The following is a 21174-nucleotide window of genomic DNA, read 5'->3' on the forward strand; positions in this document are numbered from 1 at the left end:
GGAGCATGTAGAGGCAGCGGCACGCCCGCGGCCTGCGCCCTTTGACGCCTCCATGACAGCGCCCTTGCCGGCGGTCGACGACCTGCGCGGCTATACCGCCTTCCTCAAGGCGCTGCCCTACCCGGCCGCACTGTTGACCCAATCCCCATCAGGCCTGCACGTTCTGGTCGGCAATGCGGAGTTTTTCAGCTTCGTCGAGGATCAGGCCGCCAACGAATTGCTCGACTGCGAGGACAGCCAACGCAGGCAGCGCAACTGGCGGCACCGCGCGCAGGCGATGTTCGATTCGCAGCGCCGCTCCGACCGCTTCGAGCTGGAATTTCATGACCGGCTCGGGCTGCGCGCCTACAGCTGCTCGCTGACCTGGGTGGAGGAAGACGATGCGCAGCCCGCCCGGCTGGTGCTCTTCACCGCCACGGACCGCACCAGCGAGCGCAATGCGGAAAGCACATTGCGCAAGGAGCTGATGACGGACAGCCTGACCTCGCTGCCCAACCGCATCGGCTTTGTGGAGCAGATCGAAGGCCTCGCCGAGAATGGCCGCCCGGCCGCCAGCAAGGCGACCTATGCGATCATCGGCTTCGATCTCGTGCGGTTCAGCCGCATCAACGAATCGCTGGGCGCCATGGCGGGCGACGAGCTGATCATCACCGTCGCGCGGCGCGTCAAATCCGTGCTGCGCGCAGGGGACGTGCTGGCCCGAATCGGCGGCAACGAGTTCGCCATCTTCGCCCATGTCGGCCACGGCCTGTCCGAAGTGCTCCAGATCGCCGAGCGCGTGCGCAAGGCGTTCGAGGCACCGATCCGCCTCTCCACCTATCTCATCAACGTCGAGGTCGCGCTGGGCTGCGCGCTGGCGCAGGAAGACAGCGACGATATCGAGCGGCTGCTCCGCCAGGCGCAGGCGGCGGTGAAGCGCGCCAAGAAATCCGGCGCGCTGGAGGTCTACCGCGCCAATGTGCTCCGCGAGGCGCTCAAGCGCTTCACGCTGGAGAACCGCCTGCGCGAGGCGATCGACAATGGCGAGCTGACCATGGTGTTCCAGCCGCTGATCAACCTGCAGACCGGCGCGGTGAAGGGCTTCGAGGCGCTCACGCGCTGGGAGGATTCGGTGCTGGGGCAGGTCTCCCCCAATGAGTTCATCCCGGTCGCCGAGGAATCGGGGCTGATCGTGCCGCTCGGGCGCTGGGCGATGTGCGAATGCGTGCAGACCCTCGCGGACTGGGACAGGCGGTTCGGGGAAACCCTGCCGATCACCATGAACGTCAACCTCTCACCGGTGCAGATGGTGCGCGACAATGTGCCCCGCGCGGTGGAAGAAGCGCTGCGCTATGCCGGCATTGCCGGCAACCGCCTCATCATCGAGCTGACCGAAAGCGCGCTCATCGCCGACCCGGACAAGACCCGGCAGTTGCTGGGCGCGCTGCAGGCGATGGACGTCACGGTGGCGATGGACGATTTCGGCACCGGCTTTTCCAACCTCGCCAGCCTCCAGTCGCTCCCCATTGACGTGCTCAAGATCGACCGCAGCTTCGTGACGGACATGATCGGCGATGCCGACAAGATCGCCATCGTGCGCGCCATCGTCAGCCTCGCCGGCGCGCTCGGCATGGAAACCACCGCGGAGGGCATCGAGACGCCGGACATGGCCGATGCCCTGCGCAAGCTCGGCTGCCATTTCGGCCAGGGCTATCATTTCGCCCGCCCCCTGCCGCCGCAGGAGGCCTTCCACTACTGGCTGGAGCGCAGCGCCGCCCCGACCATCTGACGCGCCATCTCGCGCGTCTCGTCCGGCGCGGGAAAACCCCGGTCGATCCACGCTCTCTCCAGCGCCTGAAGCGTCCGCGCCACCAGCGGACCTGCCGTCAGCCCCATCGCAATCAAATCGCCGCCCGAAAGCGGCAGGCGCGGCGCCTGCCAGCCGATCAGCGCGGGCGCGCCATCGGGCGAAAAGGCCCGGCCCAGCAGCAGCTGATCGACCGCGCTGTCCTCACCCAGCGCATAGGCCAGTGCCTGCGGAGTGGCCGCCGAGGTCGGCGTAGCCGCCGCGCGCAGACGCTGCCGCGCCTTGTTGGAGAGGCGCAGACGCGCGCCGACCTGATCGGCCAGCGCGCCATCGGGCGGCAGCAGCGCCGCCAGCCGGCGCAAGCCGGCCGGCGCGATGCCCGTCGCCTGCTCGGCGGCGATCAGCGCGCGCAAGGCGGCAACGCCGTGGGCATCGATCTCCGGCAGCACGGACGCCAGCACTGCATCGCCCACCATCGCCGCGATCACGTCCGCCGGGTCGGGCAGGCCGAGCAGCTTGAGCATCTCGTCCGCGACGCGCTCCCGCGAAAGCGCCATGAGGCTGGTCGCGTGCGCCACGCAGGCGCGATAATCCGGCGTGTCGCGATCCAGCGTGCCGAACCGGGCCGTAAAGCGGAAATAGCGCAGGATGCGCAGATGATCCTCGGCGATGCGCTGATTGGGATCGCCGATGAAGCGCACGCGGCGAGCGAGCAGATCGGCACGCCCGTCGAAATAATCGGACAAGGCGCCACTGGCGGGATCGGCATAAAGCGCGTTCATCGTGAAGTCGCGGCGGGCCGCGTCATCCCGCCAATCCGTACCGAAGGCGACCGAGGCCCGGCGCCCGTCGGTGGAAACATCCCGCCGCAATGTGGTGATCTCGATCGGGCGATGATCGAGAATGGCGGTGATCGTGCCATGCGCGATGCCGGTCGGCACGGCGCGCAGGCCAGCGGCCTTCACGCGCCGGACCACCTCCTCCGGCAGATGGACGGTCGCGATGTCGATATCCTTGACCGCGATGCCCAGCAGCGCGTCCCGCACCGCGCCGCCGACGAACCGCGCTTCGCCTTGGTCTGCGCCCAGCGCCTCGCAGAGCGCCAGCAGGCCCGGCCAGGCCCGCCATTCGGCATCGGGGAGCCGCTCGGGGAGGGGCGCGCTCATGCGGCCGCCTCGATGCGCCGGGCGAGGTTGACCAGCATCGCTGCCGTCACGCCCCAGATGCGATGTTCCTGCCACAGAAACTCGTAATAGCTGCGCGTGCCGCCTTCCCAGTCCACGGTGCGCAACGCCCGGTTGGTGGGATCGAGCAGAAAATCGAGCGGCACCTCGAAGATGGCGTCAACCTCCGCCTCGGACGGCCGCAACGCCAGATCGGGCGGGACGACGCCGACAATCGGCTCGATCTCGAACCCCGTGCCGGTGCGGAAGCGATCCGATCGGCCCATCACCTCCACCGCTTCGGGCGGCAGCGCGATTTCCTCATGCGCCTCGCGCAGTGCTGCCTCCACCGCGTCCCGGTCGCCCGGGTCCAGCCGGCCACCGGGAAAGGCGACCTGCCCGGCATGGGCGCGCAGCCCTGCGTGGCGCAGGGTGAAAATCATGCCCGGATCGGGGCGGTCTGTGACCGCGATCAACACCGCCGCGGGGGTAAACGGCCCCTCCGGCTCGGGCCGGTTGCGATACAGGAAGAAATCATGCGTATGCGCCGAGTCGAATTCCGGGCGCAACGAGGCGGTCAGCCGGTCCCGCCAGCTCATGCCGTCGTCTCCAGCGCGTGAAAGATGCCGCCGCTCCACAGGCCCAGAGGATCGTGCCCCTCCGCAATGGCAAGATCGGCCAGCGCATAATAGACCGGGCGGATCAGCCGCGCGCGCAGGCCAGCCTCCAGCCCGAGCGCGGGACGCGGCCCCGCCGCATTCTCTTCCATCCCCAGCGGATGGGCGCCGTCAGCCGTGATCCACTGCCCGGTCGCCCCAATGCGAAACCGCAGCGTGCGCGCCTGCCCTTCCCCGTCGCTCGCCATTTCCACCGCAAAGAAAGGCGCGTCCTCGACCTCGATGTCGAGCATCTCGACCGGGGTCACCAGCACATGCCGCCCGTCCGGCTCGCGCCGCAACAGGCGCGCGAACAGGCTCACCAGTTCGGGGCGGCGGATTTCGCGCTCCTCATGAAACCAGCGGCCCTGTGCATCGATTCGCATGGCGCTGTGCCCGCAGCGCGTGGGCGACCAGTCCATGACCGGATAGGGCCGCGCCGGATCGGCATCCTGCGGGACGCCGGCAATCGGCAGATCGGAACCGGGATCGAGAGGCGCAACCATGCGCTGCAGATAGGCAAGGCCAGCCGGCTTGGCAAAGGGCGTCTCGCACCCGTACCACACGGCGTCCGCCGCGATCAGCGCGCTCAGACCGCCGGCGTGGCCGTCGCCCCCGCCACTAGGGCCGTGCCGCGCGGGCCAAGACTGCCGGCGGAGGGCAGCACCACGCCGGGCGCCGCGCGGGTCAGCAAGCGGTGCCGCTCGACCGGACCGGGCACCGCCCAATCCCCCGTTGCATCGGCCGTAAAACCCCAGAAACGGCCATAATATTCAGGATCGCCGATCATCACCAGCGGATCGCCCGGATGCAGATCGACGGTTTCGATCAGCCGGTCCATCAGCGCGCGGCCGGTGCCATGGCGCTGCATCGCGGGGACCACCGCGACCGGCCCGACCATGATCAGCGGTCTCTCGCGACCGTCCGGCCCGTGCAGCGCCACTGGCCAGCTCTGCAGCGTGCCGATCAACTGCCCGTCCGAATCGAAGGCGGCGAAGGAGAGGTCCGTGAACCAGGCCATGCCCAGGCGGATGCGATAGGCCGTGCGGCCGTGGCGCGCCGGGCCAAATGCCGCATCGAGCAGCGCGGTGATGGCCGCGTCTCCGGTTCCTGCCAGCTCGCCGATCCGTGTCACCGCTTGCCGTCCGCCTTCCAAGCGGGCAATAGCGCCCGAGGCGGCGGCCTTTAGCGCTTCACGCCCAAATGAAAAGGGTTATTCGAGGCTATGATGGCGGGACGCGAGGCGGGAATGCCAGGAACGGGAGGGCACAGCGCCAATCCGGCAAACGGCGTGAATCCCATGGATGACATGCTGCTGCTCGAGATCGAGGATCTTGAGGTGGATGTGCTGACCGGCATCTATTCCGAGGAAACCCATCTGCCGCAGCCGCTGCGAATCAGCATTCGCGCCCTGCTCGAGCATCGCAGCCATTACGAGCCGAATACGCCGCTCAGCACGTCCAAAAACTATATGGACCTCAAGCATGCGGCGACCACGGCGATCACCCGGGGCCAGCACTTCATGCTGGTTGAGGCCGTGGCCGATCACATCATCGACACCATCTTCCTGCAGGACCGCAAGGCGCGCCATGTGACGGTGAAGATCGTCAAGCTGGCCCTCTCCGAGCGGAACGAAAAGATCGGCATCACCCTCTCGCGCTGGCGGAAATAGGGCCGCGGGTCCACATCCCTCCGCCCCCCCCGTTCGCGTCGAGCGAAGTCGAGACACGAACGGGATGTGTGGGGGCGCGAAAACCTAACCCTTCTTCAGCCCAATCTCGCGCAGCCGCTCGTGCAGATAGTCATGCGCGCTGATCGGCGGTTCACGCAGCGGATTCTCCGCGCTCACGCATTGCGGCAGCGCCTCGATCATCACGTCCGGCTCCAGATGCAGGAAGAAGGGCATGGAATAGCGCGGAATGTGGCGGCGCTCGGGCGGGGGATTGACGACGCGGTGGCTGGTCGAGGGCAGCACATGATTGGTCAGCCGCTGCAGCATATCGCCGACATTGATGACCAGCGCGCCGGCCGGCGGCGTGGCCGGAATCCACTCGCCCTCGCGCGTCAGCAGCTGCAGCCCGCCTTCCTCCGCGCCGAGCAGCAGGGTGATGAGGTTGATATCCTCATGCGCGCCGGCGCGAATGCCCGGCGCCTGCGCGGAGACGGGCGGATAATGCAGCAGCCGCAGGATGGAATTGCCCTCGTCGATCTTGGCGTCGAACCAGTCGGGCGCGAGGCCGAGATGGCGCGCCACGCCGGAGAGGATGCGCGCGCCCACGGCATCGAACGCCGCGAACAGCGCTGTAAAAGTCTCCTCGAACCCAGCGATCTCGCCCGGCCAGATGTTGGGCGGCATATCGGCGGCGAGGGGATGACCGGCCGGCAGGGCGCGGCCGACATGCCAGAATTCCTTGAGGTCATTCTCGCTGGCACCCTTGGCGACCTCTGTCCCGAACGCCGTGTAGCCGCGCTGTCCCGCACCGCCGGGCACGAGATAGGCGCGCTTGACCGGATCGGGCAGCGCGAAGAACGCCTTTGCCAGCGCCCAGCCCCGCGCCACGAGGTCCGGGTCCATCCCATGATCGGTGACGATGGCGAAGCCATATTCGCGGAAGCTGCTGCCGATCGCATCGGCGAAATCCTGCGGCGAGAGGCGCGCGAGCGAGAGAGTGGGGACATGCCCCAGCGGATCGGATGACGTCATGACGGTCTCACTCGAACGTGAAATGATGATGCCTGACTAGGCGTTCGCGGCGCGGCTGTCACGCCGGGCCTGGCGGGCGGAAGGCCCTTGCACGCCGCGTACCGGCATGGAATGGCGCCCGGGCAGGCTGGCAAAGGAGGATCGATCGCCCATGCGCTACTGGCTGATGAAATCGGAGCCCGATGTGTTCTCCTGGGACGATCTGGTCGAGAAGCGCCGCGCCGAGTGGGACGGGGTGCGCAACCATGCCGCCAAGCTGAACATGAAGGCCATGGAGGTCGGTGACCAGGCGCTGTTCTATCATAGCAATATCGGCGTCGAATGCGTCGGCATCATGGAGATCGTGCGCGGGGCCGAGCAGGACAGCACGGACGAGACCGGCAAGTGGTTCGCGGTGGAAGTCGCGCCGGTGCGCAAACTCGCCAAGCCGGTCACGCTCAAGCAGATCAAGGCCGATCCTGCATTTGCGAACATGGCTTTGGTGCGACAATCGCGCCTGTCCGTGTCGTCGGTGAGCGACGAGGAATTCCAGAGAATCGTTGATTTATCAGAGCAATGAGCATTTCCAATTGAATGCGCAGGCCACAACGATTGCAGTTTTTGCATCCATCGCCCGGCCTTTGCAATTGAACTTTGCTGCGTTGCAACACAAATGGCCTCCAGAGACCCGGGCGCTGCGCCCGATCAATTCCGGGAGCCACGACATGACCATTCTCAAGAAGATTTTTGCTGCCTACATCTCTGCCGCTGCCATGAGCGTTCCGTTCGGCGGTCTGTAAGCAGCTGAGGCACGGCGCGACCCACTGAGGTCGCTCTGCTGCAAATCAAAAGGCGACGCTGCAAGGCGTCGCCTTTTTTGTGCGCCTTTTTTGCTGGCGAATCTGCGGCCGCTTCCCTACAGCGCGGACCAATGATCGGCCCGGCGCGGATTATCCCCGGACTTATCCACACTCATCCACAGTTTTGATCTCGCTCCCCGCATTGCAGCGGCGGATAATGCTTTGCACGACTCGATTCTCGTGAGACCATCAAGCCATAGAGAGACAGAAATTTTCTGTTAAATCAGGATGTTGAGTCGATCTTACGGACCAAGACCTGCGCGCGGCAACGTGCTCAGGGGATTGGTTCGGCCCGCCGCCAACCGCAGGATCACGCTTCCCCCGGGAACAGGATCGCGAGGCAGCGGGGATGGATGCAGGCTCTGCCGTCTAGGCATGATCCCACATCCGCAAAGGCCGGCACGGCTTGCCCTTCGGGCGAGCCTCGCGCGGTCGATCCGAAGGCGGCCTGCCGCAGCCGGATCAGCACGTCGGACTTCCGCAAGGAACAGGACGTGAGGCGCACGATCTGACGATCGAGAGCGTCGTGCCAGACGCTGGATGTCCCGGAGACGGGCTGGAAGGCGATGGCATCGTGGGGGCCGGTAGCGATGCCGGCCCCCATTTTCATGAGTCGCGTGCGGTGAAAACCCCGCGCGCCGGCCTTGGCTCAGGCCATCAGCGCCTCGGCCTCATCCAGCGTATCCGACAGGAGCTGGACGACGGCACGATAGGGCTCCGGCCCCGCCATGTTCAGCCCCGCGCGCTTGAGGATCTCGACCGGATAATCCGAGCCGCCGGCCTTGAGCACGGCCAGATAATTGTCCCGCGCCTTCGCCCCGCCGCGCTTGATTTCACCGGCGAAATAGACGGCGGCGGAGAAGCAGGTGGCATATTGGTAGACGTAGAAGCTGTTGTAGAAGTGCGGAATATAGGCCCATTCATTGCCATAGGCCGGCTCCATGCCGACCTTCGGCCCATGGTAGCGCGCCAGCAGATCGGTGTAGAGCGTGGTGAAGGCGCCACCCGACAGACCATCGCCCGCCTCGGCCCGGTCATGCGCCACCAGTTCGAACTCGGCGAACATCGTCTGGCGGAAGAAGGTGCCGCGAATATTCTCCATCCGCTGGCCGAGATAGAAGAGCTTCTCCTCGCGCGTCTTGGCCTGCGACTCCATATAATCGAGCAGCAGCAGCTCGTTCAGCGTCGAGGCGATCTCGGCGGTGAAGATCGGATAATCCGCTTTCTCGAAAGGTTGCGCGGCATTGGCGAGCAGGCTGTGCATGGCATGGCCCCACTCATGCGCATAGGTGCTCAGGCTCTCATATTCGTCGCTCAGGTTGAGCAGCAGATAGGGATGCACATCATAGGCGCTGGACTGCATATAGGCGCCCGGCCGCTTGCCGGTCCGTGGCCACGGGTCCATCCACCGCGCGGCCGTCGCGCGTGAGAGGGAGGCGGCATAATCGCGCCCCAGCGGCTGCACCGCCGCGAGCGTCAGTCGCCGCATCTCATCGAGCGAAAAGCGGCGCCCCGTTTCCACCAGCGGCGGATAGATATCGTAATAATAAAGGTCCGGCAGCTTGAGCATCCGGCGGCGCAGCTCGAAGTAACGGTGAAGCTGGGGCAGGCCCTTGTTGGTCTCCGCCACCAACGTGCGATAGACGCCCTCCGGCACATTCGACCCGGCAAGGGCCGATGCCAGCGCGGTGGGATATTTGCGCGCCTTCGCATCGAAGATATTGCCGCGGACCTGCGCCAGATAGGTCGCACCGAAGCTGTTGCGGAACTCGCCATAGGTCTTCCAGAAGGCATCGAACACCGCCTTGCGATCCGCCCGCTCGGGCGCCGCGCGGTGGACGGTATAGCCCTGATTGTCGAGCTTCACTTTTTCGCCGGTTGACAGGGTGATGCTGGGCCAGGGAATGTCCGAACTGCGCAGCTGGTCCGAAATGTCTCCCGGCGCCGAGAGCACGGATGTTGCGCTCGCCAGCAGCCCTTCCCCTTCCGGCGAGAGGGTGTGCGGCGCGCGACGCAGCATGTCGGCCAGCGCATGATCGAACCGATCGCGCAACACGGCATTCCCGGCGATGAACTGCTTGATCTTCGCCTCGCCGATGCTGAGCACTTCCGGCGCGATCCAGGCGCTGGCCTCGCTGAAGGCGGTGAACAGGTCAACCGCCTGCCCCTGCTTCTCCTGGTTCGCAGAGACGCGCACATCTTCGTCGGCACGCAGGCTGGCATAGACATAGACGCGCAGGATCTGCCGGTAGAGATCGGACTGCATGGTGAAGGCCGCCGCGAGCGTCTCGGCACTTTCGCCGAGCCGCCCCTTATAGGCCGCCATGCCCTTGACCGCCTCGAGCGCGGAAAGGCGGGCGCTGTCCCACGCGGCATCGTCGGCATAAAGCGCGCTGAGATCCCAGGTAATATCCCGGTTGGAGGTGGTTTGCGCGGCAAGCGAAGCAGGCGCCAGCGCGGCGAGGCCGGCAATGGCGGCGGCGGCCACGGCTTCGCGGCGGGAAAGGTCGGTCATGCGGTCATCCTGATCGGGCGCCGCGGAACAGGCAGCGCCAGGTTGCGATGCCCCACTGTGTCGGCATTGCGCCTCGATGGGAAGATGCTTGTGCGAAACGGGCGGCGCCCGCACGGCCCGCCGTTGCCCAAAGGAAAAGGCCGCCGGTTTCCCGACGGCCTTCCCTGATACTAAAACGGTGAACTTCTTAGAAGTCCATGCCGCCCATGCCACCCATGCCGCCGGGCATGCCAGCCGGAGCCGAGGACTTGTCCTCGGGCAGCTCGGCAATGGTCGCCTCGGTGGTGATGAGCAGACCGGCAACCGAAGCCGCGTCCTGCAGAGCCGCGCGCACAACCTTGGTCGGGTCGATCACGCCGGCTTCCACCAGGTTCTCATAGACGTCGGTCGAAGCGTTGAAGCCCCGGGTCTCGTCATTTTCGCGCAGCAGGTTGCCAGCGACGACGGCACCGTCGAAGCCCGCATTCTGAGCGATCTGACGCAGCGGCGCTTCGATGGCCTTGCGGATGATGTCGATGCCGCGGGTCTGGTCGTCATTGACGCCCTTGAGGCCGGCCAGCGCCTTGGTGGCGTACAGCAGGGCCGTACCGCCGCCGGGGACAATGCCTTCCTCGACAGCTGCGCGGGTGGCGTGCAGCGCATCGTCAACGCGATCCTTGCGCTCCTTCACCTCGACCTCGGACGCACCGCCAACCTTGATGACGGCCACGCCGCCAGCCAGCTTGGCCAGACGCTCCTGCAGCTTCTCGCGGTCATAGTCGGACGTGGTCGTCTCGATCTGCGCGCGGATCTGCTCGGTGCGGCCCTTGATGGCATCCGCATCGCCAGCGCCATCGACGATGGTGGTGTTGTCCTTGTCGATGGTGACGCGCTTGGCGGTGCCGAGCATGCCGACCGTGACGTTCTCGAGCTTGATGCCGAGATCTTCGGAGATCACCTCGCCCTTGGTGAGGACGGCGATGTCTTCCAGCATGGCCTTGCGACGGTCACCGAAGCCCGGCGCCTTCACGGCAGCGACCTTCAGGCCACCACGCAGCTTGTTGACGACGAGCGTGGCCAGAGCCTCACCCTCGATGTCCTCGGCGATGATGAGCAGCGGACGGCCCGACTGCACCACAGCCTCCAGGATGGGAAGCAGCGCCTGCAGCGAGGAGAGCTTCTTCTCGTGGATGAGGATGTAGGGGTCAGCCAGCTCGACCTGCATCTTCTCGGGGTTGGTGATGAAGTAGGGCGAGAGGTAGCCGCGGTCGAACTGCATGCCTTCCACGACGTCCAGCTCGAAATCGAGGCCCTTGGCTTCCTCGACCGTGATCACGCCTTCCTTGCCGACCTTTTCCATGGCCTCGGCGATCTTCTCGCCGACTTCGGTGTCGCCATTGGCCGAGATGATGCCGACCTGGGCGATTTCCTTGTTGCCGGAAACGGCCTTGGAGCGGGCCTTGAGGTCCTCGACAACCTTGGTCACAGCGAGGTCGATGCCGCGCTTAAGGTCCATCGGGTTCATGCCGGCCGCAACTGACTTCATGCCCTCGCGCACGATCGCCTGGGCGAGAACGGTCGCGGTGGTGGTGCCGTCACCGGCAATGTCGTTGGTCTTCGAGGCCACTTCGCGCACCATCTGGGCGCCCATGTTCTCGAACTTATCCTTGAGCTCGATTTCCTTGGCGACCGACACACCGTCCTTGGTGATGCGGGGGGCGCCGAAGCTCTTGTCGATCACAACGTTACGGCCCTTGGGACCGAGGGTGACCTTCACTGCATCGGCGAGAATGTCCACGCCGCGCAGGATGCGCTCACGGGCATCGCGGGAAAATTTGACGTCCTTGGCTGCCATGTTGCTAGTCCTTCCTTGAATTCAACGGAGTGCGAAAATCAGGCGATGACGCCCAGAATGTCGCTTTCCTTCATGATGAGCAGGTCTTCACCGTCGACCTTGACCTCGGTGCCGGACCACTTGCCGAACAGCACGCGGTCACCGGCCTTGACGTCGAGCGGCGTCACCTTGCCGTCTTCCGCCTTGGCGCCCGTGCCCACGGAGACGATCTCGCCTTCCTGCGGCTTTTCCTTGGCGCTGTCGGGAATAATGATGCCACCGGCAGTCTTCTCATCGGCTTCGATGCGGCGAACGAGCACGCGGTCGTGCAGCGGACGAAATCCCATTATCCAAGTCCTTTCCATAGCGGCGGGCGCTGTCGCTCTCCGATGGATCGCCCGGCCGGCCCTTGCCGAAGCCTGCGCGCCCCCCGGATACCGACTCCGGCACCCCGCCTGTGAAACACTGTGTTAGCACTGTCAGCGAGTGAGTGCTAACGGCCGCCATATGGGTCGGTCGAACCCCACGTCAAGGCGCGGTGCAGCAAAAAACTATTCGTTCTTTTGCCCGCGCGGTGGACCGTTCGGCGTTCTCGGCCGTTGGACGGTATCGCGTCGAAGGCGTCGCGATCCATCGATGACGGTCACTCATCCGCCTCAAGGACCGGCTGAACGCCCCTAAATGATATTGCGAACTAATCGCAAAGAAAAGCCGGAATCTGGCCCGATCGTCATTGAACGGTAAGGAAATTGGGCCTATGGGCGCCTCATCGACCACCGCGCAAAGAAGGAGACGCGCATGGCCCGGAAGAAGATCGCGCTTATTGGTGCCGGCAATATCGGCGGCACGCTTGCTCACCTCGCGGCTCTCAAAGGGCTTGGCGATATCGTCCTGTTCGACGTGGTCGAAGGGATTCCCCAGGGCAAGGCGCTCGATCTCTCGCAGTGCGGTCCGGTCGAAGGCTTCGACGCCAAGATCACCGGCTCCAACGACTATGCGGACATTGCCGGGGCCGACGTCATCATCGTCACTGCCGGCGTCGCCCGCAAGCCGGGCATGAGCCGTGACGATCTGCTCGGCATCAACCTCAAGGTCATGAAGGCCGTCGGTGAGGGCATTCGCGACAATGCGCCCGACGCGTTCGTGATCTGCATCACCAACCCGCTCGACGCGATGGTCTGGGCGCTGCGCGAATTCTCCGGCCTGCCGCACAACAAGGTCGTCGGCATGGCCGGCGTGCTCGATTCGGCCCGGTTCAGCCACTTCATCGCCGAAGAGTTCGAAGTGTCCGCCAAGGACGTCACGACCTTCGTGCTCGGCGGCCATGGCGATACCATGGTGCCGGTCGTGCAATATTCCACGGTCGCCGGCATTCCCGTGCCCGACCTCATCAAGCAGGGCCGCTCCACCAAGGAGCGTATCGACGCCATCGTGCAGCGCACCCGTTCGGGCGGCGGCGAGATCGTCGGCCTGCTCAAGACCGGCTCGGCTTATTATGCGCCCGCAACCAGCGGCATCGCCATGGCGGAAGCCTATCTGGGCGACCAGAAGCGCCTGCTGCCCTGCGCCGCCTATGTCGAGGGCAAGTACGGCGTCGACGGCCTGTATGTCGGCGTGCCGGTGATCATCGGCAAGGATGGCGTCGAGCAGATCGTCGAGATCGCACTGGATGACGAAGCCAAGGGCAATCTCCAGGTCAGCGTCGATGCGGTCAAGGAACTGCTGGTGGCCTGCAAGGGCATCGATCCGAGCCTGGCCTAAGCGATGACGCGCATCGCTTGCTCCTCCTGTTCCCCGGCGAAGGCCGGGGCCCAGCAGCGGCCGTGATGCAATGACCTGCGCCGGCTATGTCTACATCATGGCAAGTCGGCGGAACGGGACGATTTATACCGGTGTGACGAGTGATCTGGTGAGACGGGTCACGCAGCATCGGACAGGAGAGATCAAGGGCTTCACCACCAAATATGGCTGCAAGCTGCTGGTTTGGTACGAAGCCCATGACGATCTTCAGAACGCGCGACAGCGCGAACTGCGGATCATTGAAGAAATAAACCCGGACTGGAACGATCTGTTCGAGTCCATCTGTCAGAACTGGACCCCGGCCTTCGCCGGGGAACAAGGAAGCGAAGCGAGCCCATGAGCATCCTCGTCGACAAGAACACCAAGGTGATCACGCAGGGCATGACCGGCGCGACTGGCACGTTCCACACCGAGCAGGCGCTGGCCTATGGCACGCAGATGGTCGGTGGCGTGACGCCGGGCAAAGGCGGCACCAGCCACATCGGCCTGCCGGTGTTCGACACGGTGGAAGAAGCCGTGGCCAAGACCGGCGCCACCGCGAGCGTCATCTACGTGCCGCCGCCATTCGCCGCCGATTCGATCCTGGAAGCGATCGACGCGGAAGTGCCGCTGATCGTCACGATCACGGAAGGCATTCCGGTGCTCGACATGGTGCGCGTGAAGCGCGCGCTCTCGGGTAGCAAGTCGCGCCTCATCGGCCCGAACTGCCCCGGCGTGCTGACGCCGGACGAGTGCAAGATCGGCATCATGCCCGGCTCCATCTTCCGCAAGGGTAGCGTCGGCGTGGTCTCGCGCTCGGGCACGCTCACCTATGAGGCGGTGTTCCAGACCTCCAATGCGGGCCTTGGCCAGACGACGGCCGTCGGCATCGGCGGCGATCCGGTCAACGGCACCAATTTCATCGACGTGCTGGAGCTGTTCCTCGCCGACGAGGCGACGCAGAGCATCATCATGATCGGCGAGATCGGCGGCGATGCCGAGGAGCAGGCCGCGCAGTTCCTGATCGACGAGGCCAAGAAGGGCCGCAAGAAGCCGATGGCCGGCTTCATCGCGGGCCGTACGGCACCTCCGGGTCGCCGCATGGGCCATGCCGGTGCGATCGTCTCCGGCGGCAAGGGCGATGCGGAAAGCAAGATCGCGGCGATGGAAGCAGCGGGCATCAAGGTTGCGGCCAGCCCTTCGGAGCTGGGCACGACGCTGCTTGAGGTGCTCAAGGCGTAGGTGGTTAACAGCCGCTTCACCCGGGACGGCTTAAAAGGCCGGTCCGGGATGGCGGCACAGGCGTCTTCCGCCCGGCGGAGAGAGGCAAGGATCGAACCGATGGGTTACGAGAATCAGGAATTCAGCGGCGCGCAAGAGGCCGAACAAGGGCCGAGCTGGGCGCGCAAGGGCTGGCCACTCGACAGCACGGACGATCTGACCGCCGCGCTCGACCCCACGCAGATGCAGGTGGCGATCAAGGCCGCCGCCGCCAAGAGCGGCGCGCCCGCCTCGCAGGCCGATGTCGCCAAGGCGGCCGCCGATTCGATCCGCGCGATGATGCTCATTCGCACCTATCGCGTGCGCGGCCATCTGGCTGCCAATCTCGATCCGCTCGGCCTGAGCCAGCGCGACCTGCCGGCCGATCTCACGCCGGAATATCATGGCTTCTCCGGCGCGGAGCAGGACCGCAAGGTCTATGTCGGCGGCGCGCTCGGCCTTGAGTGGACGACGATCCGCGAGCTGGTGGACATTCTACGCGCCAATTACTGCGGCAATGTCGGCCTCGAATATATGCACATCTCCGATGTGGAGGAGCGCCGCTTCCTGCAGGACCGCATGGAAGGCAAGGACAAGGAAATCATCTTCACGCCCGAGGGCAAGAAGGCGATCCTCGCCAAGGTCATCCAGGCCGAGCAATATGAGAAGTTCCTCGGCCGTAAATATGTCGGCACCAAGCGCTTCGGCCTCGATGGTGGCGAGTCGATGATTCCGGCGCTCGAAGCCGTGATCAAATATGGCGGCCAGTTGGGCGTGCGCGAGATCGTGTACGGCATGGCCCATCGTGGCCGTCTCAATGTGCTGGCCAATGTCATGGCCAAGGGCTTCCGCGTGATCTTCCACGAATTTTCGGGCGGCACCGCCAATCCCGAGGATGTCGGCGGCTCCGGCGACGTGAAATACCATCTCGGCACGTCGACCGACCGCGATTTCGACGGCATCAATGTCCACATGTCGCTGGTGCCCAACCCCTCGCACCTGGAGACGGTCGACCCGATCGTGCTCGGCAAGGTGCGCGCGCAGCAGCTGTTCCGCGACGATATCGGCCCCGGCAAGCACAAGCAGGTGCTGCCCGTGCTCATCCATGGCGATGCGGCCTTCGCCGGCCAGGGCATTGTATGGGAGTGCTTCGGCTTCTCCGGCGTGCGCGGCTACAATACCGGCGGCTGCATCCACTTCGTCGTCAACAACCAGATCGGCTTCACCACCAGCCCGCAGTTCTCGCGCGGCTCGCCTTATCCGAGCGATGTCGCCAAGGGCGTGCAGGCGCCGATCATCCATGTGAATGGCGATGATCCCGAGGCGGTGACCTTCGCCTGCAAGCTGGCGATCGAATATCGCCAGACCTTCCATCGCGACATCGTGATCGACATGTGGTGCTATCGCCGCTTCGGCCACAATGAGGGCGACGAGCCGAGCTTCACCCAGCCGCTCATGTATGCGCGCATCAAGCAGCATCCGCCGGTGAGCGAGGTCTATGCCTCGCGCCTGCGCGAAGAGGGCGTGGTGGACGATTCGTTCCTGTCAGCGCAGGTCGAGGGCTTTGTCGATCATCTCGAGGAAGAGTTTGAATCGGCCAAGACCTACAAGGCCAATCATGCCGACTGGTTCGCCGGTCGCTGGTCGGGCCTGCATCAGCCCGCCGACATCGAAACCGCGCGCAAGAATGTCGAAACTGCGGTGTCCCCCAAGCTGTTCGAGAGCCTGGGCCGCACGTTGACGACGGTGCCCGAGGGCGTGAACGTCCACCGCACCTTGCGGCGCGTGCTCGATGCCAAGGCCGAGATGTTCAAGACCGGCGAGAATTTCGACTGGGCAACGGGCGAGGCCTTGGCCTTCGGTTCGCTGCTGTCGGAAGGCTATGGCGTGCGCCTGTCGGGTCAGGATTCGGGACGCGGCACGTTCAGCCAGCGTCACGCCGTCTGGGTCGATCAGGACAGCGAGAAGAAGTACATCCCGCTCTCCACCGTGCCGCACGGCCATTTCGAGGTCTATGACAGCCCGCTCTCCGAATATGGCGTGCTGGGCTTTGAATATGGCTATGCCATGGCGGACCCCAAGAGCCTGGTGCTGTGGGAAGCGCAGTTCGGCGATTTCGCCAATGGCGCGCAGATCATCATCGATCAGTATATCGCCTCGTCCGAGTCCAAATGGCTGCGCGCCAACGGCCTCGTGCTGCTGCTGCCGCATGGCTATGAGGGGCAAGGGCCCGAGCACAGCTCCGCACGGCTCGAGCGCTTCCTGCAGCTCTGCGCGGAAGGCAATATCCAGATCGCCAACTGCACCACGCCAGCCAACTATTTCCACATCCTGCGCCGGCAGATGCTGCGCCCGTTCCGCAAGCCACTGATCATCTTCACGCCCAAGTCGCTGCTGCGGCACAAGCTGGCGGTGAGCAAGGCCGAGGATTTCCAGGGCGATCGCCACTTCATGCGCATCCTCTCCGACCCCACACCGGCGGCGGACGAGCAGACGCGCCGGCTGGTGCTGTGCTCCGGCAAGGTCGCCTATGACCTCATGGAAGCGCGCGACGCAGCCGGAGACAAGGACGTGCAGATCGTCCGCATCGAGCAGCTCTATCCCTTCCCGACCGAGGCGCTCGCGACGCGCCTCAAGCGCATGACCGCGCTGGAGGAAGTGGTGTGGTGTCAGGAAGAGCCCCGCAACAATGGTGCATGGTTCTTCGTGGAGCCCTATATCGAGGAGGCGCTCGATCAGGCCGGCAAGGCGCCGATGCGCGCCCGCTACGCAGGTCGCAAGGCTTCGGCCTCGCCTGCCACCGGCCTTGCCCGCCGTCACCAGGCCGAGCAGGGTGCGCTTATCGCGGACGCGCTCGGTCACAATGTGCGCACCGAGATCAAGCGCCAGAAGAAAGCATAGTCCGCGCAGGCCGCGCCGGGCAGGAGGAAAGACATGGCCACTGAAGTGAAAGTGCCGACTCTGGGTGAATCCGTCACGGAAGCGACGGTGGGCCAGTGGCTGAAGAAGCCCGGCGACGCGGTGAAGGCCGATGAGCCGATCGCCAGCCTGGAGACCGACAAGGTTGCGGTGGAAGTCCCCGCGCCGGTTGCCGGCGTGCTGGGCGAGCTGCTGGTGAAGGAAGGCGACACCGTGAATGTCGGCGCCGTCATCGCCACCGTGCAGGAAGGCGCGGCTGCGGCCAGCAAGCCCGCACCCGCCAAGGCGGAAGCCGCCGCGCCGGCCCCGGCCAAGACGGAGACAGCGCCTGCACCGACGCCGACGCCGACGCCCACACCCGCGCAGGCCGTGCATGAGGGCGACAGCACGCTCGGCGCCATCACCCTCTCGCCTGCCGTCCGCCGGCTGGTGCTGGAGCATGGCCTCGACCCCAGCAAGATCAAGGGCACGGGCAAGGACGGGCGCCTGACCAAGGACGACGTGATGGCCGCCATCGCCGATGGCAGCGCCGTCGCGAGCGAGTCTGCCGTGGCCGCCGCCGCGCCGGCACCGGCGACCGGCAGCTCCGGCCCGTCGCGCCATCAGGAGCGCGTGAAGATGACGCGCCTGCGCCAGACCGTCGCCCGGCGCCTCAAGGAAGCGCAGAACAACGCCGCCATCCTGACCACGTTCAACGATGTGGACATGAGCGCCGTCATCGCGGCGCGCGCCAAGTATAAGGATCTGTTCGAGAAGAAGCACGGCGTGCGTCTGGGCTTCATGGGCTTCTTCGTGAAGGCCGCATGCATGGCGCTCAAGGATATTCCGGGCGTCAATGCGCAGATCGAGGGCGACGAGATCGTCTACAATGATTTCTGCGACATCTCGGTCGCGGTGTCGGCGCCCAATGGCCTCGTGGTGCCGGTCATCCGCAATGCCGAGACGATGAGCATCGCCGAGATCGAGAAGACCATCGCCGATTTCGGCAAGCGCGCCAAGGAAGGCACGCTGTCGATGGCGGACATGGCCGGCGGCACCTTCACCATCTCCAACGGCGGCGTGTTCGGCTCGCTCATGTCGACGCCGATCATCAACCCGCCCCAGTCCGGCGTGCTCGGCCTGCACCGCATCGAGGAGCGCGCCGTGGTGGTCGACGGCCAGATCGTCGCGCGCCCGATGATGTATCTGGCGCTGAGCTACGATCACCGCATGGTCGATGGCCGCGAGGCCGTGACCTTCCTCGTCGCCCTCAAAAACGCCATCGAGGACCCGACCCGGCTGCTGATCGATTTGTGAGGCAGGCAAACATTGCAAACTAGCCCGTGCTCCTGCGAAGGCAGGAGCCCATCGGCGGAGATGAAACGACGAAACGTGGCTTCCTATATCTGATGGCCAGCAAGCCCAATGGCACGCTGTACCTCGGAGTCACGAGCGACCTTGTCGCGCGATGCCATCAACATCGCGAGGGCCATGTCGAAGGGTTCAGCAAACGCTATGGTTGCCGGCTCCTTGTTTGGTACGCAGTATATGACGACCTGCAGGAAGCGCGGCTGCGCGAACTGCAGATGAAGAAATGGAAACGGGCCTGGAAAGTCCGCCTGATCAGGGAGAACAATCCCGGATGGCGCGATCTGTGGTCGGTGATTGCGACCTAGCCGTGGGTTCCTGCCTCCGCAGGAACACAAAGCGGTGACCGGTCAATGGAGCGAGTAATGGCAGACCAGTTCGACTATGACGTTCTCGTAATCGGCGCCGGGCCGGGCGGTTATGTGGCGGCGATCCGCGCCGCGCAGCTTGGGCTGAAGACCGCCTGCGCGGAAAGCCGGGAGACGCTGGGCGGCACCTGCCTCAATGTCGGCTGCATTCCCTCCAAGACGCTGCTGCACGCCTCGCACCTGTTCCATGAGGCCAAGGATGGCGTGCTGGCCAAGCACGGCATCAAGCTCGGCTCGGTATCGCTCGATCTGCCGGCGATGCTGGCGGACAAGGATGCGGCGGTGAAGGGCCTCACCGGCGGCATCGAGTTCCTGTTCAAGAAGAACAAGGTTGAATGGCTCAAGGGGCTCGCCAGCTTCAAGGACGCGCACAGCGTCGAGGTGGCCGGCAAGACCGTGACCGCCAAGAACATCGTTATCGCCACCGGCTCCAGCGTGACGCCGCTGCCCGGTGTCGAGATCGACAATGACAAGGGCGTGGTGGTCGATTCCACCGGCGCGCTGGCGCTCAAGAAGGTGCCGGATCATCTGGTAGTGATCGGCGGCGGCGTCATCGGTCTCGAACTGGGCTCGGTCTGGGGTCGCCTGGGCGCCAAGGTCACCGTGATCGAATATCTCGACCAGATCCTGCCCGGCATGGACGGCGAGGTGCGCAAGGAAGCCGCCAAGCTGTTCGCCAAGCAGGGCTTCGAGATCCGCACCGGCACCAAGGTGACCGGCGTTGCCGTCAAGGGCGGCAAGGCCAGCGTGACGGTCGAGCCGGCTGCCGGCGGCACCGCCGAGACGATCGAGGCCGATACAGTGCTGGTCGCCATCGGCCGCCGCCCGAACACGCAGGGCCTCGGCCTCGACAAGATCGGGCTGGAGCTGAACCAGCGCGGCCAGATCGAGACCGGTCCCGATTTCTCCACCAAGGTCGATGGCGTGTGGGCCGTTGGCGACGTGATTCCCGGCCCCATGCTCGCGCACAAGGCCGAGGATGAAGGCATTGCGGTCGCGGAGAACATCGCCGGTATGACCGGCATCGTGAACCATGACGTCATCCCCAGCGTCGTCTACACCAGTCCGGAGATCGCCGGTGTCGGTCTGACCGAGGAAGCCGCCCGCGAGAAGGGCGAGGTCAAGGTCGGCAAGTTCCCGATGATGGCGAACAGCCGCGCCAAGGCGATCAGCGCGACCGACGGCTTCGTGAAGGTGATCGCCGATGCCGAGACCGACCGGGTGCTCGGCGTGTGGATCGTCGCCGATCCCGCCGGCACGATGATCGCCCAGGCCGCGCAGGCCATGGAGTTCGGCGCGACGTCAGAGGACATCGCCTACACCTGCCACGCCCACCCGACGCACAATGAGTCGGTGAAGGAAGCCGCGATGGCGGTACTCGGCAAGCCCATCCACATGTGAATTGGCATCCTGACCGGCTTGTCCGGTCAGGCGACCGCCGGGGTGTCATCCCGCCGCAGATAGGCGAACATGTGCGGCACATAGTCGGCCTTGCCGATCTCGATGCCTTCCTTTCTGAGGATGGCGTAGGCCGTCACCACGTGAAAATAGAATTGGGGCAGCGCCCAGTCGCGGGCGTAATCTTCACCGGTCATGTCGAAGGCGAGACCGCCGGGAAGGTCGAGCGCGATCGGCAGGCTGGCCCCCGCATCGAGCGCACCGCTCGGCAGCGCATCCAGCGCCGCCAGGGCCTCCGCCAGCCGGGCCCGCGCTTGCGCCAATGATCCCGGCGAGTGACCGGCAGCCTGCCCTTCCGCAGCCAGCGCCACGAGCGCCGCCGGGAGCGGTTGTCCGCGCAGCCGGAATAGCGCCTCCTGCGCCTGCAATGCCGCGAAACGGATCTGCGCTGCCAGCGGATACATGTCTGGCGCCAGTCGCGCGGCAAGCAGCGCTTGTGCCCCCGCCGGCATCTGTTGCTCTGCCTTGTCCAGCAAGCCGGACAAAGTGCGCAGCATCTGGCGGTAGGTCGGGACGAGGCTTGCGGTCAAAGACATGGAGGCTCCGTAGGATCGGCCAAACCGAGCC

At 65.3% G+C, this 21174-nt stretch carries 21 protein-coding genes; 11 read left to right on the forward strand and 10 right to left on the reverse strand.

The features are described 5' to 3' along the window. The first annotated feature begins 52 nt into the window (after window positions 1-52). Window positions 53-1768, forward strand: a complete 1716-nt coding sequence (locus M2343_RS12450; protein WP_264576906.1) for a putative bifunctional diguanylate cyclase/phosphodiesterase — start codon at window positions 53-55, stop codon at window positions 1766-1768. On the opposite strand, the gene M2343_RS12455 is transcribed toward M2343_RS12450, so the two are convergent. Genes M2343_RS12455 through M2343_RS12470 form a run of 4 tightly spaced genes read right to left on the reverse strand, consistent with a single transcriptional unit; the run spans window position 1732 to window position 4740 of the window. Further along, window positions 1732-2952: a CCA tRNA nucleotidyltransferase gene (locus tag M2343_RS12455; protein ID WP_264576907.1), complete on the reverse strand. Its 1221-nt coding sequence runs from the start codon at window positions 2950-2952 to the stop codon at window positions 1732-1734. The two genes, M2343_RS12450 and M2343_RS12455, sit on opposite strands and share 37 nt — an antisense overlap. Continuing rightward, complete coding sequence (locus M2343_RS12460) at window positions 2949-3548, reverse strand: CoA pyrophosphatase (protein ID WP_264576908.1); 600 nt, start codon at window positions 3546-3548, stop codon at window positions 2949-2951. The genes M2343_RS12455 and M2343_RS12460 overlap by 4 nt, the downstream gene beginning before the upstream one ends. Beyond that, window positions 3545-4171: a DUF1285 domain-containing protein gene (locus tag M2343_RS12465; protein ID WP_264576909.1), complete on the reverse strand. Its 627-nt coding sequence runs from the start codon at window positions 4169-4171 to the stop codon at window positions 3545-3547. Before M2343_RS12465 ends, M2343_RS12460 begins: the two co-directional genes overlap by 4 nt. Before the next feature lie 23 nt (window positions 4172-4194). Continuing rightward, on the reverse strand, window positions 4195-4740 hold the full coding sequence (locus M2343_RS12470; RefSeq protein WP_264576910.1) for a GNAT family N-acetyltransferase: 546 nt from the start codon (window positions 4738-4740) through the stop codon (window positions 4195-4197). Between the two features lie 165 nt (window positions 4741-4905). Here M2343_RS12470 and M2343_RS12475 point away from each other — a divergent pair, with 165 nt between their 5' ends. After that, complete coding sequence (locus M2343_RS12475) at window positions 4906-5277, forward strand: dihydroneopterin aldolase (RefSeq protein WP_181560925.1); 372 nt, start codon at window positions 4906-4908, stop codon at window positions 5275-5277. Between the two features lie 84 nt (window positions 5278-5361). Here M2343_RS12475 and M2343_RS12480 read toward each other — a convergent pair whose 3' ends face one another. Continuing rightward, window positions 5362-6309, reverse strand: a complete 948-nt coding sequence (locus M2343_RS12480; protein ID WP_264576911.1) for an isopenicillin N synthase family dioxygenase — start codon at window positions 6307-6309, stop codon at window positions 5362-5364. A gap of 151 nt (window positions 6310-6460) precedes the next feature. On the opposite strand from M2343_RS12480, the gene M2343_RS12485 reads away from it, so the two are divergent. Continuing rightward, complete coding sequence (locus M2343_RS12485) at window positions 6461-6868, forward strand: EVE domain-containing protein (RefSeq protein ID WP_264576912.1); 408 nt, start codon at window positions 6461-6463, stop codon at window positions 6866-6868. Then, window positions 6849-7088, forward strand: coding sequence for a hypothetical protein (locus tag M2343_RS12490; RefSeq protein WP_264576913.1), 240 nt, complete (start codon window positions 6849-6851; stop codon window positions 7086-7088). The genes M2343_RS12485 and M2343_RS12490 overlap by 20 nt, the downstream gene beginning before the upstream one ends. Before the next feature lie 370 nt (window positions 7089-7458). On the opposite strand, the gene M2343_RS12495 is transcribed toward M2343_RS12490, so the two are convergent. The 4 genes from M2343_RS12495 to groES form a co-directional block, all read right to left on the reverse strand. Beyond that, window positions 7459-7758, reverse strand: coding sequence for a hypothetical protein (locus M2343_RS12495; RefSeq protein ID WP_264576914.1), 300 nt, complete (start codon window positions 7756-7758; stop codon window positions 7459-7461). A 39-nt stretch (window positions 7759-7797) separates the two neighbouring features. Beyond that, entirely contained in the window at window positions 7798-9663 is a 1866-nt protein-coding gene (gene pepF / locus M2343_RS12500) for an oligoendopeptidase F (protein ID WP_264576915.1), read from the reverse strand. A gap of 187 nt (window positions 9664-9850) precedes the next feature. Next, window positions 9851-11497, reverse strand: coding sequence for a chaperonin GroEL (groL, locus tag M2343_RS12505; RefSeq protein WP_181560931.1), 1647 nt, complete (start codon window positions 11495-11497; stop codon window positions 9851-9853). Window positions 11498-11535: 38 nt separating this feature from the next. After that, complete coding sequence (groES, locus tag M2343_RS12510; RefSeq protein ID WP_181560932.1) at window positions 11536-11823, reverse strand: co-chaperone GroES; 288 nt, start codon at window positions 11821-11823, stop codon at window positions 11536-11538. 451 nt (window positions 11824-12274) lie between these two features. Between groES and mdh the strand changes: the two genes are divergently transcribed. The 7 genes from mdh (at window position 12275) to lpdA (ending at window position 20550) form a co-directional block, all read left to right on the forward strand. Continuing rightward, a complete protein-coding gene (gene mdh / locus M2343_RS12515) occupies window positions 12275-13237 on the forward strand; it encodes a malate dehydrogenase (RefSeq protein WP_264576916.1) in 963 nt (320 codons plus the stop codon). A 70-nt stretch (window positions 13238-13307) separates the two neighbouring features. After that, window positions 13308-13616 (forward strand): GIY-YIG nuclease family protein, encoded by a 309-nt coding sequence (locus M2343_RS12520; protein ID WP_264576917.1) that lies wholly within the window; start codon window positions 13308-13310, stop codon window positions 13614-13616. Continuing rightward, a complete protein-coding gene (gene sucD, locus M2343_RS12525) occupies window positions 13613-14497 on the forward strand; it encodes a succinate--CoA ligase subunit alpha (RefSeq protein WP_181560935.1) in 885 nt (294 codons plus the stop codon). Before M2343_RS12520 ends, sucD begins: the two co-directional genes overlap by 4 nt. 99 nt (window positions 14498-14596) lie before the next feature. Continuing rightward, window positions 14597-17416, forward strand: coding sequence for a 2-oxoglutarate dehydrogenase E1 component (locus M2343_RS12530; protein WP_264576918.1), 2820 nt, complete (start codon window positions 14597-14599; stop codon window positions 17414-17416). A 33-nt stretch (window positions 17417-17449) separates the two neighbouring features. Beyond that, the gene (gene odhB / locus M2343_RS12535) at window positions 17450-18730 is read left to right on the forward strand and encodes a 2-oxoglutarate dehydrogenase complex dihydrolipoyllysine-residue succinyltransferase (RefSeq protein WP_264576919.1); all 1281 of its coding nucleotides are present in this window, start codon (window positions 17450-17452) and stop codon (window positions 18728-18730) included. Window positions 18731-18780: 50 nt separating this feature from the next. Continuing rightward, window positions 18781-19089 carry a GIY-YIG nuclease family protein gene (locus M2343_RS12540; protein WP_264577559.1) on the forward strand — a complete coding sequence of 103 codons (309 nt, stop codon included), beginning with the start codon at window positions 18781-18783 and terminating at the stop codon, window positions 19087-19089. Between the two features lie 57 nt (window positions 19090-19146). Then, window positions 19147-20550, forward strand: a complete 1404-nt coding sequence (gene lpdA, locus M2343_RS12545) for a dihydrolipoyl dehydrogenase (protein ID WP_264571549.1) — start codon at window positions 19147-19149, stop codon at window positions 20548-20550. Window positions 20551-20576: 26 nt separating this feature from the next. Here lpdA and M2343_RS12550 read toward each other — a convergent pair whose 3' ends face one another. Further along, on the reverse strand, window positions 20577-21143 hold the full coding sequence (locus tag M2343_RS12550; RefSeq protein ID WP_264576920.1) for a DUF1993 domain-containing protein: 567 nt from the start codon (window positions 21141-21143) through the stop codon (window positions 20577-20579). Window positions 21144-21174: the final 31 nt, after the last annotated feature.

Source organism: Sphingobium sp. B8D3B (assembly GCF_025961875.1).
Lineage (GTDB): Bacteria > Pseudomonadota > Alphaproteobacteria > Sphingomonadales > Sphingomonadaceae > Sphingobium.

What these genes read in the sequence shown, in the direction of transcription:
- sucD (WP_181560935.1), top strand. Translation starts at nt 13,613, where the DNA reads ATGAGCATCCTCGTCGACAAGAACACCAAGGTGATCACGCAGGGCATG.
- M2343_RS12530 (WP_264576918.1), top strand. Translation starts at nt 14,597, where the DNA reads ATGGGTTACGAGAATCAGGAATTCAGCGGCGCGCAAGAGGCCGAACAA.
- M2343_RS12520 (WP_264576917.1), top strand. Translation starts at nt 13,308, where the DNA reads ATGACCTGCGCCGGCTATGTCTACATCATGGCAAGTCGGCGGAACGGG.
- lpdA (WP_264571549.1), top strand. Translation starts at nt 19,147, where the DNA reads ATGGCAGACCAGTTCGACTATGACGTTCTCGTAATCGGCGCCGGGCCG.
- odhB (WP_264576919.1), top strand. Translation starts at nt 17,450, where the DNA reads ATGGCCACTGAAGTGAAAGTGCCGACTCTGGGTGAATCCGTCACGGAA.
- M2343_RS12495 (WP_264576914.1), bottom strand. Translation starts at nt 7,758, where the DNA reads ATGAAAATGGGGGCCGGCATCGCTACCGGCCCCCACGATGCCATCGCC.
- M2343_RS12480 (WP_264576911.1), bottom strand. Translation starts at nt 6,309, where the DNA reads ATGACGTCATCCGATCCGCTGGGGCATGTCCCCACTCTCTCGCTCGCG.
- groES (WP_181560932.1), bottom strand. Translation starts at nt 11,823, where the DNA reads ATGGGATTTCGTCCGCTGCACGACCGCGTGCTCGTTCGCCGCATCGAA.
- pepF (WP_264576915.1), bottom strand. Translation starts at nt 9,663, where the DNA reads ATGACCGACCTTTCCCGCCGCGAAGCCGTGGCCGCCGCCGCCATTGCC.
- groL (WP_181560931.1), bottom strand. Translation starts at nt 11,497, where the DNA reads ATGGCAGCCAAGGACGTCAAATTTTCCCGCGATGCCCGTGAGCGCATC.
- M2343_RS12450 (WP_264576906.1), top strand. Translation starts at nt 53, where the DNA reads ATGACAGCGCCCTTGCCGGCGGTCGACGACCTGCGCGGCTATACCGCC.
- M2343_RS12475 (WP_181560925.1), top strand. Translation starts at nt 4,906, where the DNA reads ATGGATGACATGCTGCTGCTCGAGATCGAGGATCTTGAGGTGGATGTG.
- mdh (WP_264576916.1), top strand. Translation starts at nt 12,275, where the DNA reads ATGGCCCGGAAGAAGATCGCGCTTATTGGTGCCGGCAATATCGGCGGC.
- M2343_RS12460 (WP_264576908.1), bottom strand. Translation starts at nt 3,548, where the DNA reads ATGAGCTGGCGGGACCGGCTGACCGCCTCGTTGCGCCCGGAATTCGAC.
- M2343_RS12455 (WP_264576907.1), bottom strand. Translation starts at nt 2,952, where the DNA reads ATGAGCGCGCCCCTCCCCGAGCGGCTCCCCGATGCCGAATGGCGGGCC.
- M2343_RS12485 (WP_264576912.1), top strand. Translation starts at nt 6,461, where the DNA reads ATGCGCTACTGGCTGATGAAATCGGAGCCCGATGTGTTCTCCTGGGAC.
- M2343_RS12550 (WP_264576920.1), bottom strand. Translation starts at nt 21,143, where the DNA reads ATGTCTTTGACCGCAAGCCTCGTCCCGACCTACCGCCAGATGCTGCGC.